Here is a 15,810-nt window from a genome sequence, read left to right as displayed (position 1 = left end):
CGACACGAGGAGACGACGCGATGAGCACCACGACCGCCACCACCGCTGCATCGTTGGGCCTCGGGTCGTCCGGCGCGGGGGCGCCCGGCCCGGGCGCCGTCCGCGCCGGCACCCTCGGCGGGGCCTGGCGGAGGTTCCTCCTCCGCCGGGCCCTCGGCCTGCTCGTCAACCTGGCGCTGCTCGTGCTGGTCACCTTCCTGATCGTGCAGCTCATCCCCGGCGACCCGGCGATCGCCATCGCAGGGGAGGCGGCCTCGCTCGACCAGGTCGAGCTGGTGCGCACCCAGCTCGGGCTCGACCAGCCGCTGCCCGCGCAGCTCTGGACCTACCTCGTCGGCGTGCTGCAGGGCGACTTCGGCGCCTCCTACCGCTACACGATCCCCGCGATGGACCTCGTGATGACGGCCGTGCCGTACACGCTGACCATCACGATCTCCGCGGTGCTGCTCCTGCTCGTGCTCGGCATCGCGCTGGGCATGGCGGTCGGAGTCGCGACCCGCGGCGACCGCCGCCGCTGGCTCGACGCCGTGTTCAGCACCGTCACCGGGCTGATCTCCTCGGTCCCCACCTACGTGCTCGCGACCGGCTTCGTCGTCGTCTTCGCGGTGCTGCTCAAGGTGCTGCCGCCCGCGTACTCGCCGGCCTACGACTTCGGCACCGCCGCGATCCTGCCGATCGCCTCGCTCACCGTCGGCGGCACCTGCTCCGTCGCGAGGATCGTCCGCCGCGAGACCGCGGTGATCCTCGAGCAGGACTACATGCGCACCGCCCGCGGCTGGCGGCTGCCCGCGCTCACCCTCTACGCCAAGCACATGCTGCCCAACCTGCTCACCACGGCGCTGACGCTCTCGGGCATCATCCTCACCGCGCTGCTCGGCTCGGCGCTGATCACCGAGGCGGTCTTCGCCTGGCCCGGCCTCGGCGGCGTGATCGTCCAGGCGATCGCGATCGACAAGGACTACCCGGTGATCCGGGCGGCCGTCTTCGTCATCGGGCTCATCTCCCTCGTGATCACCCTCGTGATCGACGTCATCCTGGGTCTGATCGACCCGCGCACCCTCGGAGAGCAGCGTGGCTGAGTCCCTCCCCGCCGTCCGCGGCCTGAAGCCCGCCGGCGCGCGCACCTTCGCCTGGAACCCCGGGCTCGTGATCGGGCTCGGCCTGCTCGGCGTGATCGCCCTCACCGCGCTGATCGCCCCGATCGCGCTCGAGGGCCAGGCCACCGGCCTCGGCGGCAGCCCCAGCCTCGGCTCGACTGCCGAGCACCCGCTCGGCACCGACACCCTCGGCCGCGACATGCTCGCCCGCACCCTCGTCGCCACCCGCTCGACCGTGCTGATGGCGCTCGCCGCGACCGTGCTCTCCGCGATCGTCGGCATCGCGGTCGGCATCGGCGTCTGGCTCGCCCCGCGCCGGGTCCGCGAGCTCGGGCTGCGCGCGATCGAGCTGGCCGTCAGCTACCCGACGATGCTCGTCGCGATCATCGTCGCCGCCATTCTCGGTCAGGGCGTCGTCCAGGTGGTGGTCGCCATCGCGGTCGCCAACATCGCCGGCTTCGCGCGGCTCACGGCCAACCTCGCCTCCAAGATCGCGGCGAGCGAGTACGTCACGACCGCCCGGCTGACCGGCGTGCCGACGCACCTCGTCGCGCTGCGGCACGTGCTGCCGAACATGGCCGAGCCGACGCTGATCCTCGTCGCCGGCGCCTTCTCCGGCGCGCTGGTCGAGATCTCCGGCCTCTCCTTCATCGGCCTCGGCGCGCAGACCCCCGCCTTCGACTGGGGCACGCTGCTCAACGACGGGCTCAGCCGCATCTCGGTGAACCCGGTCGTCATCCTCGGCCCGGCGCTCGCGCTCACGGTCGCCTCCTTCGCGGCGCTCCTGGTCGGCGACGGCCTGGCGGCGGCGGCGAACCCGCGCTCGAACACGACGCGGGCCCGGATGACGAGGGCCACCGACTCCTCGACCGCCGCGCCCGCCCCCGCCGACGCCGTGCTCGTCGCCGACGGCATCACCGTCCGCCACGGCGCGACCGGCCGCGAGCTCGTCTCCGACCTCTCCTTCACCATCCGCCGCGGCGAGGTGCTCGGCATCGTCGGCGAGTCCGGCTCGGGCAAGTCGCTGACGGCGTCCGTGGTCGCGAAGCTGCTCGGCGAGGGTCTCGAGGCGTCCGCGCGCCGGCTCGAGCTCGGTGGCACCGACCTGCTCGGCCCCGTCCCGGACCGGGTGCTCGCCGCGAAGATCGGCCTGATCTACCAGGACCCGGGCACCGCGCTGAACCCCGCCATGGTCCTCGGCACCCAGCTCTCCGACGTGCTGCGGATCCGCCTGCGCCACTCCCGCCGCGACGCGCTCGACCTGCTCCTGCGCGGCTTCCGCTCGGTGATGCTCTCCGATCCGGAGGGGCGCCTGCGGCAGTACCCGCACCAGCTCTCCGGCGGCATGAAGCAGCGCGCAATGATCGCCTCGGCGATGAGCGCGAAGCCCGACCTGCTGATCGCCGACGAGCCGACCACCGCGCTCGACGTGACAGTGCAGCGCGAGGTGCTGAGCGTGCTCAAGCGGATGAACGAGGACTCCGGCACCGCCGTGCTCTTCATCTCGCACGACCTCGGCGTCGTCCGGGCGCTCTGCGACCGCGTCCTCGTGATGAAGGACGGCCGCATCGTCGAGCGGATCGAGGACATCGCCCACCTCTCGGAGGAGACCGTGACGCATCCGTACACGCGGCAGCTGCTCGCCGCGACGCCCGTCGTGACCGTGCCGACGCCGCCGGAGGTGCGCTCGTGAGCGCCGTCGCCGTGACCCCCGCGTCCTCCGCGATGGTCGACGTCCGCGGTCTCGACGTGGTCTTCGGCCACGCGAAGGTCCTGCACGGCGTCGACCTGCGGGTCGAGCGGGGCCGCACCGTCGGCGTGGTCGGCGAGTCCGGCTCCGGCAAGTCGACCCTCGCCAAGGTGCTGGTCGGCTCGGTCCGCGCGGCCGCCGGCACGGCGACCGTGGACGGCGTCGACATCGTGGCCGCCAACCGCTCGGCGATGCACGCCTACCGGCGGCGCACGCAGATGATCCCGCAGGACCCGTACTCCTCGCTCTCGCCGCGGCGCACCATCGCGCAGACCCTGGCCGAGGCGATCGACCCGGTCCGCGCCCGCGTCGGCCGGAACGAGGAGCTGATCGTCGCCTGGCTCGAGCGCGTCGGTCTCAGCGCCGACATGCGGCACCGGTTCCCGCACGAGTTCTCCGGCGGGCAGCGCCAGCGCGTCGCGATCGCCCGCGGGCTGATCATCGACCCGACCTTCGTGATCGCCGACGAGATCACTTCGGCCCTCGACGTCTCGGTGCAGGGCCAGATCCTCGATCTGCTCGCCGGGATCAAGGAGTCGCTCGGCCTGACGATGATGTTCATCTCGCACAACCTCGCCGTCGTCCAGCGGGTCAGCGACGAGGTCGTGGTGCTCTACCGCGGCGAGGTCGTCGAGGCCGGCCCGGTCGAGCGGATTTACGCCGGCCCCCAGCACTGGTACACCCGCCGCCTGCTCGACGCCGACCCGGGCTCGCCCGGCTTCAGCCTCTCGGGTCCCGCGGCGGTCCCCGCGAAGGAGACCGCATGACGGCCCGCCTGCCCGCCACCCCCGTCGCCGAGGGTGTGCTCCGCCTCGTCGGCGCGACGCTCGTCGACGGAACGGGCGCCGCTCCGCTCGAGGACTCCGAGGTCGAGATCCGCGACGGCGTGATCGCCTACGCGGGGCCGCGCCGTGCGGATCCCGGGCTCGAGGGTCGCGCGGTCGACGTGTCCGGCGCATTCCTGCTGCCGGGCTTCGTCGACGTGCACGTGCACCTCGCGATGGTGCCGGTCGCTCCGGAGGCGGCGCGCGAGCGCTTCCCGGAGGAGGACGTCCTCGAGATCGCCGGGCTCCTGCGCCGCACGCTCGACGCCGGCGTGACCACCGCCCGCGACCTCGACGGGCTGTCGCCGGGCTACCGCGAGGCCGTCGCGCGCGGCGCGGTCGACGGCCCGCGCCTGCACCTCGCGATCGCCATGCTCTCGCCGACCGGCGGCCACGCCGATCCGCACCACCGCAACGGCAGCCTGCCGGCCTGGGCCGTGCGCCCGGGCATGCCCGCGCCCGGGCTCGTCGACACGGACGAGGACGTCGTCCGGACGGTCCGCACCCTCGTCCGAACCGGCGCCGACGTGATCAAGGTCGCCACCTCGGGCGGGCTCGGCTCACCGAACGACGACGCCCGCGACGTCGGGATCACGCAGAAGCAGGTCGCCCTGATCGCGGAGCTGCTCGCCGAGCGCGGCGGCCGGCCGATCACCGCGCACGCCCTCTCCGACGACGCCGCGCGCGCCGCCGTGCTGGGCGGCGCGACGAGCATCGAGCACGGCTACGACCTCTCCGACGAGACCATCGCGCTGATGCGCGAGCGCGGGACGACGCTCGTGCCGACCCTGAGCATCCTGGTCCGCGCGTTCGACCCGGCGACGACCACCGCCGAGCGGCTGCGACAGCGCGAGCTGCTGCGCGAGCGCGGCCTCGACTCGGTGCGCCGGGCCGTCGCGGCGGGGATCCCGCTCGCGCTCGGCACGGATGCCGGCGTGCACCCGCACGGTCACAATCTCGCCGAACTGGCGCAGCTGGTCGCCGTCGGGCTCACGCCGCTCGAAGCGCTGAGTGCCGGCACCCTCGGCGGCGCCCGCCTGCTGGGCCTGAACGCGCAGCTCGGCTCGGTCGAGCCGGGCAAGCTCGCCGACCTGGTGCTGACCGACGCGGATCCGCTGGCCGACATCGCCGCGCTCGGCGATCCGGCCGCGGTGCGGGCCGTGCTGCAGTCCGGCCGCGTGGTCAAGGACCTCGACGGGCGCCTGGGCTAGCCCTCCGAGGTCAGCGGCGGCTCAGAACTCCTCGTAGTTGTACGGCTCCGGGTCCGGCTCGATCACGGGGCGCGCGATCGTGCGGCGGTTGTCCTTGATGCGCGAGCGGATGTCCTCGACGGCCTTGGCGACGGCCTCCTCGGTCGCGGCCTCGTCGTCGACGGACTGCTCCACCGGCACGACGACGAGCTCGCTGCTCGCGTCGAGGGTCATCTTCGCCTCGATGAGCACGCCCTCGTCGGTGAAGGCGGGGACGCTGACGGCCTCCGAGTGCTCCTGCCGGTCGATCGCGGTCACGAGGTCGAGGAGGGCCTCGGTGACGGCGTCGGTGGTGACGATGCTCTTGGAGGCGTAGGTCAGCTGCTGCATGCCTCCAGTCTGGTCGCGGAGGCTCGGCGTCTCTCGGGCTTGCGGCGGGGGCGGGTGGCCGTCTAGCGGGCGGCGGGCTCTCGTGCTCCGTTCATCTCGGAAGCCTTGCGGCGGGCGCGCCGCGCGTCGCAGTCTGGAGGCATGCGAGACGTGCTGAGGAGATCCAGCGGCGGCGAGATCGCCGGCGCCGTCCTGATCGTGCTGGCCTCGATCGCGCTCCTCATCGGCGCATTCGCCGCGGGCGCGGGGAGCATCTACGGGATGCTCGGCGTGATCGTCGCATTCACCGCCGGCATCACCGGCCTCGGCGTGCACATCGCCGGCCGCGAGGCCCGCCTCCGCCGCGACGGGAACTGACGCGTCCATGCTGATCGAGTAGCCCTTGGAGAGGGCGTATCGAGATCCGCCGTCGTCCGGTGGGTGGGTCTCGATACGCGCTGCGCGCTACTCGACCAGCATGGAACGGGCGTGCCCGCCCGTGCTGTTCAGCGCGCTCGCGCCCGTCCCTGCTGATCGAGCAGCCATGTCGAGGGCGGTCACCTCATGTTGATCGAGTAGCCCTCGCAGAGGGCGTATCGAGATCCGCCCGGCAGCGGGTCAGCGGTCGACGAGGGTGATCTCGAAGGAGTAGAGGTCGGGGCGGTAGCAGTGCTGGCCGTACTCGACGGCGCGGCCGGAGTTGTCGAAGGCGGTGCGGGTCATGGTGAGGACCGCGGCGCCCTTGCGGAGGTCGAGGAGCTGGGCCTCGCGCGGGGTCGTGGCGCGGGCGCCGATCCGCTGCTTGGCGACGCGCATCGCCACTCCGCGGGCCCGGAGCAGCTGGTAGAGGCCGTGCGTCTCGAGGGCGCCGAGGTCGAGGTCGACGAAGTCGGCCGGCAGCGTGTTGTCGAGCACGGCGAGCGGGACCCCGTCCGCCGACCGCAGGCGCACGAGGTGCAGGACGGGTGAGCCGACCTCGACGCCGAGCGCCTCGGCGGTCCTCTCGTCGGCCGTGCCGACCGTGGAGGAGAGGGTGCTCGTCGTCGGGCTCTGGCCCGAGCGCTGGAGGTCCTCGAAGAGGCTGGTGAGCTCGACGTTGCGGGTGACCCTGCCGTGCACGACCTGGGTGCCGATGCCGCGGCGGCGCACGAGGAGGCCCTTGTCGACGAGGTCCTGGATCGCGCGGCGGATGGTCGGCCGCGACATGCCCAGGCGGTTGCCCAGCGACACCTCGTTCTCGAGCCGCGAGCCGGCCGGGAGCGTCTCGTCGAGGATGGCCCGCTCGAGTCGCGTCGCGATCTGGTGGTAGAGCGGGATCGGCCCGGAGCGGTCGAGGTCCATGAAGAGGTCCATCGGCAGGGCGTGCTCCTCCTGCAGCGCCATGTCGCCCCTCCGCCCGCCGACTCACCGCCGGCCGTCCTCGACACCTGTCGGCGTCACTACATTATGCAGCGCACATCAGCAGCTCAGCAGCTCAGCAGTCCGTCCCATTGTGCTATTGTAACGACATTACAGACCACCCTCTCGAGGAGTTGTACACCGTCGTATGGTCCAGATGATCCGCCGCGCCCCCGCGCACGCCGCCCCTGCGCACGCCACCGCCGAGCACGTCGTCCCCGGAGCGTCCCGATGAAGGCCGCGGTCGCCGGCGCTCCCGTCAGCTTCGGAGTCTTCGAGCTCACCCCCGAGGGCGCCGACGTCGTCTCGCCCGACGACCTCGTCGACGTGCTCGCCGAGGCGGGCTACACCGGCGTCGATCTCGGACCGGCCGGCTACCTCGGCCGCGGACGAGAGCTGCGCCAGCGCCTCGAGCGGTCAGGACTCGACATCGCCGGCGGCTGGATCCAGCTGCCCTTCTCGGACGACGAGGCCTTCGCGGCCTCGCTCCCCGAGCTCGACGCCGCGCTCCGCCTCTTCGCCGAGGCGTCCGAGCACGGCCCCGCGCGGCTCCCGCTGCCGACCCTCGCCGACGACGGCTCCGCGGCCCGGCGCTCCTCGCCCGGTCGCGGCGCCGGTGCCGACCCGCTCGACGACGCCCGCTGGTCGCGGCTGGTCGCCAACGTCGAGCGCGCCACCGCCGCCGTCCGCGCGGCCGGCTTCGAGCCGACGTTCCACCACCACGCGGGCACGTACATCGAGTCGCCGGAGGAGATCGACCGCTTCCTCGGCGCCGTCGACATCGGGCTCACGCTCGACACCGGCCACCTGCTGATCGGCGGCGGCGACCCGGTCGCGGCCGTCGAGCGCTGGGGCTCCCGGATCAACCACCTGCACCTCAAGGACGTCGACGTCGCCGAGCTGCGCCGGGTCCTGGCGGCCGGCGGCGGGATGCGCGAGGTCTGGTCCTCCGGATCGTTCGTCGCCTTCGGCCGCGGCGACATCGATCTCGACGCCGTGATGACCGCGATCGACGCCCAGGGCTACGACGGCTGGGTCGTCGTCGAGCAGGACGTCCTCAACGCGCCCGACGCCGACATCACCGCCTTCCGCGACGAGCGCCGCGACGACCAGGCCGTGAACCGCGAGGCCCTGCGCGCCTGGGCCTGACCCGCCGCGCCCACCTCCCGAGACCCGAACTCCCGACACCCGAACCCCGACCACCCAGACCGCCCCCGGGCAGCAAGGACATCGCCGTGACCGACACCCCTCTCCGCTTCGGACTCATCGGCACCGGCCGCATCGGCCAGGTGCACGCGGCGAACATCGCCGCCGACCCCGAGGCGACGCTCGCCTGGGTCTGCGACCCGTTCGTCGACGGCGCGAACGCCGTCTCGGCCCGCTACGGCGGAACCGTGACGACCGACGCCGCCGAGATGTTCGCCTCCGGGGAGATCGACGCGGTGCTGATCGCCTCGCCGACCGCGACCCACGTCGACCTGCTCGAGGCCGCGATCTCGGCCGGTGTCCCCGCGCTCTGCGAGAAGCCCATCGACCTCGACATCGCGCGCGTCGACGCCCTGCTGCCCCGCGTCACGTCGTCGGGGGTGCCGATCGCCCTCGGCTTCAACCGCCGCTTCGACCCGGCCTTCGCCGAGGCGCGCGCCCGCGTCGCCGCCGGCGAGATCGGCGCGCTCGAGCAGCTCTCGATCATCAGCCGCGACCCCGCCGCCCCGCCCGCGGCCTACATCGGCGTCTCCGGCGGCATCTTCCGCGACATGACGATCCACGACTTCGACATGGCGCGCTTCTTCCTCCCCGACATCGTCGAGGTCACCGCGACCGGCACGACGACCTTCGACCCCGGCGCACGCGAGCACGGCGACTTCGACACCGCCGTCGTCACGCTCCGCTCCGCCTCCGGTGCGCTCGTCTCGATCACCAACTCGCGGCACAGCTCGGTCGGCTACGACCAGCGCATCGAGGCCTTCGGCGCGGACGGCTCGATCGAGGTCGCGAACGCCCTCACCAGCCTGGTCAGCGTCTCGAACGGCACGAGCGTGCAGGCGAAGCCGCCGTACCAGGACTTCTTCCTCGAGCGCTACGCCGTCGCCTACCGGGCCGAGCTGACCGAGTTCATCAAGCTGGCCCGCGGCCAGGAGTCGACGAGCCCCACGTTCGCCGACGGCCGCGCCGCCCTGGTCCTCGCCGACGCCGCCGCCCGCTCCGCGGTCGAGCGCGTCTCGGTGAGCGTCGAGCTGTAGGGCGCCGGCCGTGACCGTCCGCCTCGCCGCCTCCGCGGAGATGCTCTTCCCGGAGCTCGAGTTCGCCGACCGCGTCCGCCGCCTGCACGAGCGCGGCTTCGAGGTCGAGATCTGGGACTGGTCCACCAAGGACCTGCCCGCGCTCGCGGCGACCGGCGCGACGTTCTCGTCGATGACCGGCTACCTCACCGGCGATCTGATCACCCCCGACGGCATCGCCGAGACGCTCCGCACGGCCGAGCTCTCGCTCGCGGCGGCCGAGGTCATCGACAGCCCGCGGCTGAACCTGCACGGCACCGGCCTCGCCCCGGGCGGCCTGCCCGTCCGGCCCGGCACCGACGTGACGCCAGGGGACCGCGACCGCGCCGGGGACACGCTGCGCCGCCTCGCCGCGCTCGGCGAGGAGCGCGGCCGGGTCTTCACCCTCGAGAACCTCAACACCGCCGTCGACCACCCGGGCACCCCGTTCGCCCGCGCCGAGGACACCCTCGCGCTGGTCAGCGCGGTGGACCGGCCGGGGCTGCGGCTGAACCTCGACCTGTACCACGCGCAGATCGGCGAGGGGAACCTGCTCGAGCTCGTGCGCCGCTGCCTGCCCTGGATCGGCGAGATCCAGGTCGCCGACGTGCCCGGCCGCTGCGAGCCCGGAACCGGCGAGATCCGCTACCCGGCCGTCGCGCAGGAGCTGCGCGCCCTCGGCTACGACGGGGTCGTCGGTCTCGAGGCGTGGCCGTCGACCGACTCCGAGTCGGCGCTCGACGCCTTCGAGGCGGCCTTCGCACTCTGAAGGCCGCCCCGCGGCTCACGCGTCGTAGGTGGTGTCCCCGCTCACGGCCGCGACGCTCTCCCACGCCCGCGAGCGGTCGCTGCGGAGCGCCGCCTCGACGATCTCGGCGGCCGACCAGGCGTCCGCGGCCGACGGCGCGAGCTGGCGCCCCTCCAGCATCGAGGTGAGGAAGAGCGACGCCTCGATCGTCTTCAGGTCGTCGAAGCCCATGCTCGTCCCGGCGCCCGGCTGGAAGCGCGAGAAGTCGCCGAAGCCCGGCTGCGCCATGATCGTGCGGTAGCCGCTCGGGTCGTCGGCGAGCTGCAGCTCGTTCAGCCGCTGGAAGTCCCAGCGCAGCGAGCCCTTCGTGCCGTACACCTCGAGCGTGTACTCGGCGCGCGGCCCGACCGCGACCCGGCTCGCCTCCAGCACCGCGACCGCGCCGGACTCGAACCGGCCGAGCACGGCCGCGTAGTCCTCGTTCTCGACCGCGCCGCGCTCGCCGCCCTCGGCGCCCTTGCTGAAGTGGCCGGCCGCGGCCGAGCCGGGCAGCGGGCGCTCGCGCACGAAGGTCTCGGTGAGCGCGGAGACCGACTCGATCCGGCCGACCAGGTACTGGGCCAGGTCGGCGCCGTGCGAGAGCAGGTCGCCGAGCACGCCCGAGCCGGCCCGCGCCTGCAGGAAGCGCCAGGTGAGTGCGCCGAGCGGGTCCGCGGAGTAGTCGGCGAGCAGGCGCACGCTCACGTTCGTGACGCGGCCGATCGCTCCGTCGCGGATCAGGGCGCGGGCCTGCGCGAGCGCCGGCGCGTGCCGGTAGTTGAAGCCGACCGAGGTGACGACACCGGCGTCGGCCGCGGCGCGCGCGATCTCGGACGACTCGGCGGCGGAGCGGCCCATCGGCTTCTCGATCCAGAACGGCTTGCCGGCCGCTGCCGCGGCGAGGGCGACCTCGCGGTGCAGGAAGTTCGGCGCGCAGATCGAGACGATGTCGACCTCGGGGTCCTCGAGCACCTCCCGGTAGTCCGCCGTCGTCCGGCGATAGCCCAGGACGTCCTCGGCCAGCGAGCGCGTGCCAGGATCGGTGTCGGCCGCCGACACGAGGTCCACGGCGACGCCGAGGTCCGGGTAGTGCTCCGGGACCGCGCGGTACGCGCGCGTGTGCAGGCGTCCCATCCAGCCGACCGACACCAGACCTACCCCGAAACGGTGCACCATTGCGCGCTCCTCCATGCTCCTGACAGCGGCTCGGCACCCGATGCCACTCACCGGTGAGCCGCTCCGAGCGTAGCGCAATGACAATATGTATTGACATTTGCAACCGGTGATTTCATACTCGACCCGACAACGACGTTCCGGACCGTCAGAGACGACGCCGTCCGCAGAGAAGGAGCTCTCATGAAGAAGCGTTTCCTCGCAGGCCTGGGCCTCGCCGCCTCGGCGGCCCTGCTGCTCAGCGGGTGCACCGGCACCGGCCAGGAGCCCGCCTCGACTGCCGGCGGCGGCGCGAGCGGCGGCGGCGACTACACCTACGCGGTCGTCACCCACTCCGGCCCCGGCGACGCCTTCTGGGACCGCGTGAAGTCGGGTGCCGAGGCGGCCGGCGCCGACTACAGCGCGACGATCACCTACAACGCGGACCCCGACCCGGCGAAGCAGTCGCAGCTCATCGACAACGCGGTCGCCCAGGGCGTCGACGGCATCGTCGTGTCGATGGCCAACCCCGACGGCGTCAAGGACAGCGTCGAGAAGGCCGTCGCGGCCGGTATCCCGGTAGTCACCATCAACTCCGGCATCGAGCGCTCCGCCGAGTTCGGCGCCCTCACCCACATCGGCCAGAGCGAGACGGTCGCCGGCGAGGCGGTCGGCACGAAGCTCGCCGAGGCGGGCGCCACCAACGCGCTCTGCGTCATCCAGGAGGCGGGCAACGTCGGTCTCGAGGAGCGCTGCAAGGCGGCCGCCTCGACCTTCGGCGGCAGCATGAGCAACCTCCAGGTGGACGGCACGAACGACGCCGACGTCAAGGCGACCATCAAGTCCAAGCTGCAGGCCGACCCGTCCATCGACGGCGTGCTCACCCTCGGCGGCCAGTACGCGATCGACGCCGTCGGCGCCGTGTCGGAGTCGGGCAGCTCGGCCCAAGTCGGCACCTTCGACCTCTCGGAGGACGTCGTCACCGCGGTCGAGGACGGCTCGATCGCCTTCGCCGTCGACCAGCAGCCCTACGTCCAGGGCTTCCTCGGCGTGACGGCGCTCCAGCTCTACACGACCAACGGCAACGTCATCGGCGGCGGCCAGCCGGTCTACTCCGGCCCCGCCTTCGTCACCAAGGAGAACGCGGCCGCGGTCGCCGAGTTCGCCGCGAACGGCACCCGCTAAGGGCGATCGCCCGTCCCCGACAGGAGTCAGCAGTGACGACCACAGACATCGTGACGATCGCGACGAGGCCCCGCCTCGAGCGCCGTCCGCTCCGCAAGATCCTGGCCCGGCCCGAGACCGGCGCGTTCGTCGCCGCCCTCGCCGTGCTCGTGTTCTTCTCCCTCTACACCCCGCAGTTCCTGAGCTTCGCCGGCGCCGGGGTCTGGCTGGAGTCGGCCTCGACCTTCGGGATCATGGCCGTCGCCGTGGCGCTGCTGATGATCGGCGGCGAGTTCGACCTCTCCGCCGGCGTGATGACGGGCTTCTCCGCCCTCATCGTCGGGATCCTGACCACCCACTACGGACTCAGCATCTGGGTGGCGGTCTTCGTCTCGCTGATCGTCTGCCTCGGCGTGGGCGCCCTCAACGGCATCCTGGTGATGAAGACCGGGCTGCCGAGCTTCATCGTGACGCTCGGCACCTTCTTCGCCCTCGCCGGCATCGACCTGGCGGTGACGAAGATCATCACCGGCCAGGTCGCGATCCAGGGCATGACCAAGGTCCCGGGCTACGACGGCATCCAGCCGCTGTTCGGCTCGTCGGCCGGCATCGGCGGCGGCACCTTCTACGTCTCGGTGCTCTGGTGGTTCGTCGTGGCGGCCGTGGCCACCTGGATCCTGCTGCGCACCCGCGCCGGCAACTGGATCTTCGCCGTCGGCGGGGCGCAGACCTCGTCCCGCCAGGTCGGCGTCCCCGTGCTGAAGACCAAGATCGGCCTCTTCATGGGGACCGCCGGCGCCGCCTGGCTCGTCGGCATGATCTCGCTCTTCCGCACCTCGACGGTGCAGGCGAACACCGGCGTCGGCCAGGAGTTCATCTACATCATCTGCGCGGTCGTCGGCGGCTGCCTGATGACCGGCGGCTACGGCTCGGCGATCGGCGCCGCCCTCGGCGCGCTGATCTACGGGATGGTCTTCCAGGGCATCACCTTCGCCCAGTGGGACACCAACTGGCTGCGCACCGTCCTCGGCGGCATGCTGCTCGCCGCGGTGCTCCTCAACAACTTCGTCCGGACACGAGCAGGAGGCGGGCGATGAGCGCCGACACGACGAGCGGCCCCTCGACCGGACGGCCGGCCGCGCCCCGCACCCCGGTGGGCACGACGATCGTCGAGGTCCGCGACATCGGCAAGAGCTACGGCGCCGTCAACGCGCTCGCCGGAGTCTCGACCACCGTCAACGCAGGCCAGGTGACCTGCGTCCTCGGCGACAACGGCGCCGGCAAGTCGACGTTCATCAAGATGCTCGCCGGCGCGCACACCCCCTCCGAGGGAGAGCTGCTCCTCGACGGGTCTCCGGTCACCTTCTCGTCGCCGCGCGCGGCGCTGCAGGCGGGGATCGCGACGGTCTACCAGGACCTCGCGGTCGTGCCGCTGATGCCGGTCTGGCGCAACTTCTTCCTCGGCTCCGAGATCACCAAGGGGCGCGGTCCGCTGCGCCGCCTGGACGTCAAGCGGATGAAGGAGGTCACGCAGAGCGAGCTGGCGAGCATGGGCATCGACCTGCGCGACGTCGACCAGCCGATCGGCACGCTCTCCGGAGGCGAGCGCCAGTGCGTCGCGATCGCCCGCGCGGTCTACTTCGGCGCCCGCGTGCTGATCCTCGACGAGCCGACCGCGGCGCTCGGCGTCAAGCAGTCGGGCGTGGTGCTCAAGTACATCGCCCGCTCCCGCGACGCCGGGCTCGGCGTGGTCTTCATCACCCACAACCCGCACCACGCCTACCCGGTCGGCGACCGCTTCCTCCTCCTGAACCGCGGCACCAGCCTCGGCAACTTCGAGAAGAGCGAGATCAGCCTCGGCGAGCTGACCAGCCTGATGGCCGGCGGCGCCGAGCTCGCCTCCCTCGCTCACGAGCTCGAGCGCTCGATGCCCGACTCCGCGGTCACCGCCGAGGTCGCGCACGAGGCCGCCGCGAGGCCGGAGTGACGGACGCGCCCTACGACGTGCTGACCATCGGCCGCGTCGGGGTCGACATCTACCCGCTGCAGGACGGCGTCGGGCTCGAGGACGTCGAGACCTTCGGCAAGTACCTCGGCGGCAGCGCCGCCAACGTCGCCATCGCGGCCGCCCGGCACGGGCACTCCGCCGCGCTGATCTCGCGGGCGGGCGACGACCCGTTCGGCCGCTACGTGAAGCGCGAGCTGGTCCGGCTCGGCGTCTCCGACGAGTTCGTCGGCACCGAGCCCGAGCTGGCCACCCCGGTGACGTTCTGCGAGATCCTCCCGCCGGACGACTTCCCGCTGTACTTCTACCGCAAGCCCAAGGCGCCCGACCTGGCGATCACCGCGCAGTCGCTCGACCTCGACGCGATCGAGCGGGCGACGGTCTACTGGTCGACCGTCACGGGGCTCACGGAGGAGCCCAGCCGGTCGGCGCACTTCGTGGCCTGGCAGGCGCGCGCCCGCCGCCCGTTCACCGTGCTGGACCTCGACTACCGGCCGATGTTCTGGCGCTCGCCGGAGCGAGCCTCGCAGGAGGTCGCCAAGGCGCTGGAGTGGGTCACCGTCGCGGTCGGCAACCGCGAGGAGTGCGAGGTCGCCGTCGGCGAGACCGACCCGTCGCGGGCGGCCGACGCGCTGCTCGACCGGGGCGTCGAGCTCGCGATCGTCAAGCAGGGGCCGCGCGGCGTCCTCGCGAAGACCCGCTCCGAGACGGTCCAGGTCGCGCCCTTCCCGGTGCAGGTCGTCAACGGCCTCGGCGCCGGGGACAGCTTCGGCGGCGCGCTCATCCACGGGCTGGTCGAGGGCTGGGACCTGGAGCGGATCCTCCGCTTCGCGAACGTCGCCGGCGCGATCGTCGCCTCGCGGCGCGAGTGCTCGACGGCGATGCCCACCACGGCCGAGGTCGAGGCCTTCCTGGAGGAGCGCACCGATGTCACGCTCTGATCGCGACTTCGCGGAGCTGCGCCGGCTCCGCGCCGAGGACCCGGCCGCCGTCGCGCGGGCGCTCGCCGGCCGCCGCCGCCGGCCGCTGCTCGGCGGGGACGGCCGGCTCCTGCTCGTCGCCGCGGACCACCCCGCCCGCGGCGCGCTCGGCGTGCGCGGCGAGGCGATGGCGATGGCGGACCGCTACGAGCTGCTCGACCGCCTCGCCACCGCGCTCTCGCGCCCCGGTGTCGACGGCGTGCTCGGCACCCCCGACATCATCGACGACCTCGCGCTCCTCGGGCTGCTCGACGACAAGGTCGTCGTCGGATCGATGAACCGGGGCGGCCTGCGCGGCGCGTCCTTCGAGATGGACGACCGCTTCACCGGCTACGACATCGACGGGATCGTCCGCGACGGCCTCGACTTCGCGAAGACGCTGCTGCGGATCAACCTCGCCGACGCCGGCTCGGTCGCGACGCTCGAGGCCAACGCGGCGGCCGTGACCGCGGCCGCGGCGGCCCGCCTGCCGATCATGCTCGAGCCGTTCCTGAGCGAGTGGGTCGACGGCGCCGTCGTCAACGACCTCTCCGCCGACGCCGTGATCACCTCGATCGCGATCGCCTCCGGGCTCGGCTCGTCCTCGGCCTGCACCTGGCTGAAGCTGCCCGTCGTCCCCGAGATGGAGCGGGTGATGGCCGCGACCACGCTGCCGACGCTGCTGCTCGGCGGCGACCCCGCCGGCCGCCCGGACGAGACCTACGCGTCGTGGGGCGCGGCCCTCGCGCTGCCCGGCGTCCGCGGCCTCGTCGTCGGCCGCACGCTCCTCTACCCGGCCGACGGCGACGTCGCGGCGGCGGTCGACACCGCTGCCGCGCTCGTGCACGGCTGAC

General features: G+C 72.8%; 16 protein-coding genes. 13 read left to right on the top strand and 3 right to left on the bottom strand.

The features are described from left to right. Nucleotides 1-20 precede the first annotated feature (20 nt). Genes MT350_RS08390 through MT350_RS08375 form a run of 4 tightly spaced genes read left to right on the top strand, consistent with a single transcriptional unit; the run spans nucleotide 21 to nucleotide 4,882 of the window. The gene (locus tag MT350_RS08390; protein WP_243599584.1) at nucleotides 21-1,079 is read left to right on the top strand and encodes an ABC transporter permease; all 1,059 of its coding nucleotides are present in this window, start codon (nucleotides 21-23) and stop codon (nucleotides 1,077-1,079) included. Continuing rightward, nucleotides 1,072-2,790, top strand: coding sequence for a dipeptide/oligopeptide/nickel ABC transporter permease/ATP-binding protein (locus MT350_RS08385; protein ID WP_243599585.1), 1,719 nt, complete (start codon nucleotides 1,072-1,074; stop codon nucleotides 2,788-2,790). Before MT350_RS08390 ends, MT350_RS08385 begins: the two co-directional genes overlap by 8 nt. Then, a complete protein-coding gene (locus MT350_RS08380; protein ID WP_243599586.1) occupies nucleotides 2,787-3,614 on the top strand; it encodes an ABC transporter ATP-binding protein in 828 nt (275 codons plus the stop codon). The genes MT350_RS08385 and MT350_RS08380 overlap by 4 nt, the downstream gene beginning before the upstream one ends. After that, complete coding sequence (locus MT350_RS08375; RefSeq protein WP_243599587.1) at nucleotides 3,611-4,882, top strand: amidohydrolase family protein; 1,272 nt, start codon at nucleotides 3,611-3,613, stop codon at nucleotides 4,880-4,882. Before MT350_RS08380 ends, MT350_RS08375 begins: the two co-directional genes overlap by 4 nt. A 21-nt stretch (nucleotides 4,883-4,903) precedes the next feature. Here the strand turns inward: MT350_RS08375 and MT350_RS08370 are convergent, their stop codons facing one another. Next, the gene (locus MT350_RS08370; RefSeq protein WP_123447447.1) at nucleotides 4,904-5,251 is read right to left on the bottom strand and encodes a hypothetical protein; all 348 of its coding nucleotides are present in this window, start codon (nucleotides 5,249-5,251) and stop codon (nucleotides 4,904-4,906) included. Nucleotides 5,252-5,401: 150 nt separating this feature from the next. Between MT350_RS08370 and MT350_RS08365 the strand changes: the two genes are divergently transcribed. Further along, entirely contained in the window at nucleotides 5,402-5,608 is a 207-nt protein-coding gene (locus tag MT350_RS08365; RefSeq protein ID WP_243615725.1) for a hypothetical protein, read from the top strand. Nucleotides 5,609-5,848: 240 nt separating this feature from the next. Here MT350_RS08365 and MT350_RS08360 read toward each other — a convergent pair whose 3' ends face one another. Then, nucleotides 5,849-6,613: a GntR family transcriptional regulator gene (locus tag MT350_RS08360; RefSeq protein ID WP_123734522.1), complete on the bottom strand. Its 765-nt coding sequence runs from the start codon at nucleotides 6,611-6,613 to the stop codon at nucleotides 5,849-5,851. 246 nt (nucleotides 6,614-6,859) lie between these two features. On the opposite strand from MT350_RS08360, the gene MT350_RS08355 reads away from it, so the two are divergent. The 3 genes from MT350_RS08355 to MT350_RS08345 all read left to right on the top strand — a co-directional run bounded on the left by MT350_RS08355 (nucleotide 6,860) and on the right by MT350_RS08345 (nucleotide 9,658). After that, nucleotides 6,860-7,777 (top strand): sugar phosphate isomerase/epimerase, encoded by a 918-nt coding sequence (locus tag MT350_RS08355; protein ID WP_243599589.1) that lies wholly within the window; start codon nucleotides 6,860-6,862, stop codon nucleotides 7,775-7,777. 86 nt (nucleotides 7,778-7,863) lie between these two features. Further along, complete coding sequence (iolG, locus tag MT350_RS08350) at nucleotides 7,864-8,871, top strand: inositol 2-dehydrogenase (protein ID WP_243599590.1); 1,008 nt, start codon at nucleotides 7,864-7,866, stop codon at nucleotides 8,869-8,871. 40 nt (nucleotides 8,872-8,911) lie between these two features. Then, nucleotides 8,912-9,658: a TIM barrel protein gene (locus MT350_RS08345; RefSeq protein WP_243615934.1), complete on the top strand. Its 747-nt coding sequence runs from the start codon at nucleotides 8,912-8,914 to the stop codon at nucleotides 9,656-9,658. Nucleotides 9,659-9,673: 15 nt separating this feature from the next. On the opposite strand, the gene MT350_RS08340 is transcribed toward MT350_RS08345, so the two are convergent. Then, nucleotides 9,674-10,852 carry a Gfo/Idh/MocA family protein gene (locus MT350_RS08340; RefSeq protein WP_243615724.1) on the bottom strand — a complete coding sequence of 393 codons (1,179 nt, stop codon included), beginning with the start codon at nucleotides 10,850-10,852 and terminating at the stop codon, nucleotides 9,674-9,676. A gap of 180 nt (nucleotides 10,853-11,032) precedes the next feature. Here MT350_RS08340 and MT350_RS08335 point away from each other — a divergent pair, with 180 nt between their 5' ends. The 5 genes from MT350_RS08335 to MT350_RS08315 are packed head-to-tail and all read left to right on the top strand — an operon-like array spanning nucleotide 11,033 to nucleotide 15,809. Continuing rightward, nucleotides 11,033-12,013: a sugar ABC transporter substrate-binding protein gene (locus MT350_RS08335; protein ID WP_243599592.1), complete on the top strand. Its 981-nt coding sequence runs from the start codon at nucleotides 11,033-11,035 to the stop codon at nucleotides 12,011-12,013. A gap of 32 nt (nucleotides 12,014-12,045) precedes the next feature. Beyond that, nucleotides 12,046-13,089, top strand: a complete 1,044-nt coding sequence (locus MT350_RS08330) for an ABC transporter permease (RefSeq protein WP_243615723.1) — start codon at nucleotides 12,046-12,048, stop codon at nucleotides 13,087-13,089. Beyond that, nucleotides 13,086-13,979, top strand: coding sequence for an ATP-binding cassette domain-containing protein (locus MT350_RS08325; RefSeq protein WP_243615722.1), 894 nt, complete (start codon nucleotides 13,086-13,088; stop codon nucleotides 13,977-13,979). Before MT350_RS08330 ends, MT350_RS08325 begins: the two co-directional genes overlap by 4 nt. Next, nucleotides 13,976-14,938 carry a 5-dehydro-2-deoxygluconokinase gene (gene iolC, locus MT350_RS08320; protein ID WP_243599595.1) on the top strand — a complete coding sequence of 321 codons (963 nt, stop codon included), beginning with the start codon at nucleotides 13,976-13,978 and terminating at the stop codon, nucleotides 14,936-14,938. The genes MT350_RS08325 and iolC overlap by 4 nt, the downstream gene beginning before the upstream one ends. Continuing rightward, entirely contained in the window at nucleotides 14,925-15,809 is an 885-nt protein-coding gene (locus MT350_RS08315) for a deoxyribose-phosphate aldolase (RefSeq protein ID WP_243599596.1), read from the top strand. Before iolC ends, MT350_RS08315 begins: the two co-directional genes overlap by 14 nt. The last annotated feature ends 1 nt before the right edge of the window (nucleotide 15,810 follow it).

Origin of the sequence: Rathayibacter sp. VKM Ac-2928, from assembly GCF_022815545.1 — a bacterium.
Classification (GTDB): Bacteria; Actinomycetota; Actinomycetes; order Actinomycetales; family Microbacteriaceae; genus Rathayibacter; species Rathayibacter festucae.
The sequence above is the reverse complement of the archived record's forward strand: the minus strand, read 5'-3'. Positions and strand labels throughout refer to the sequence as shown.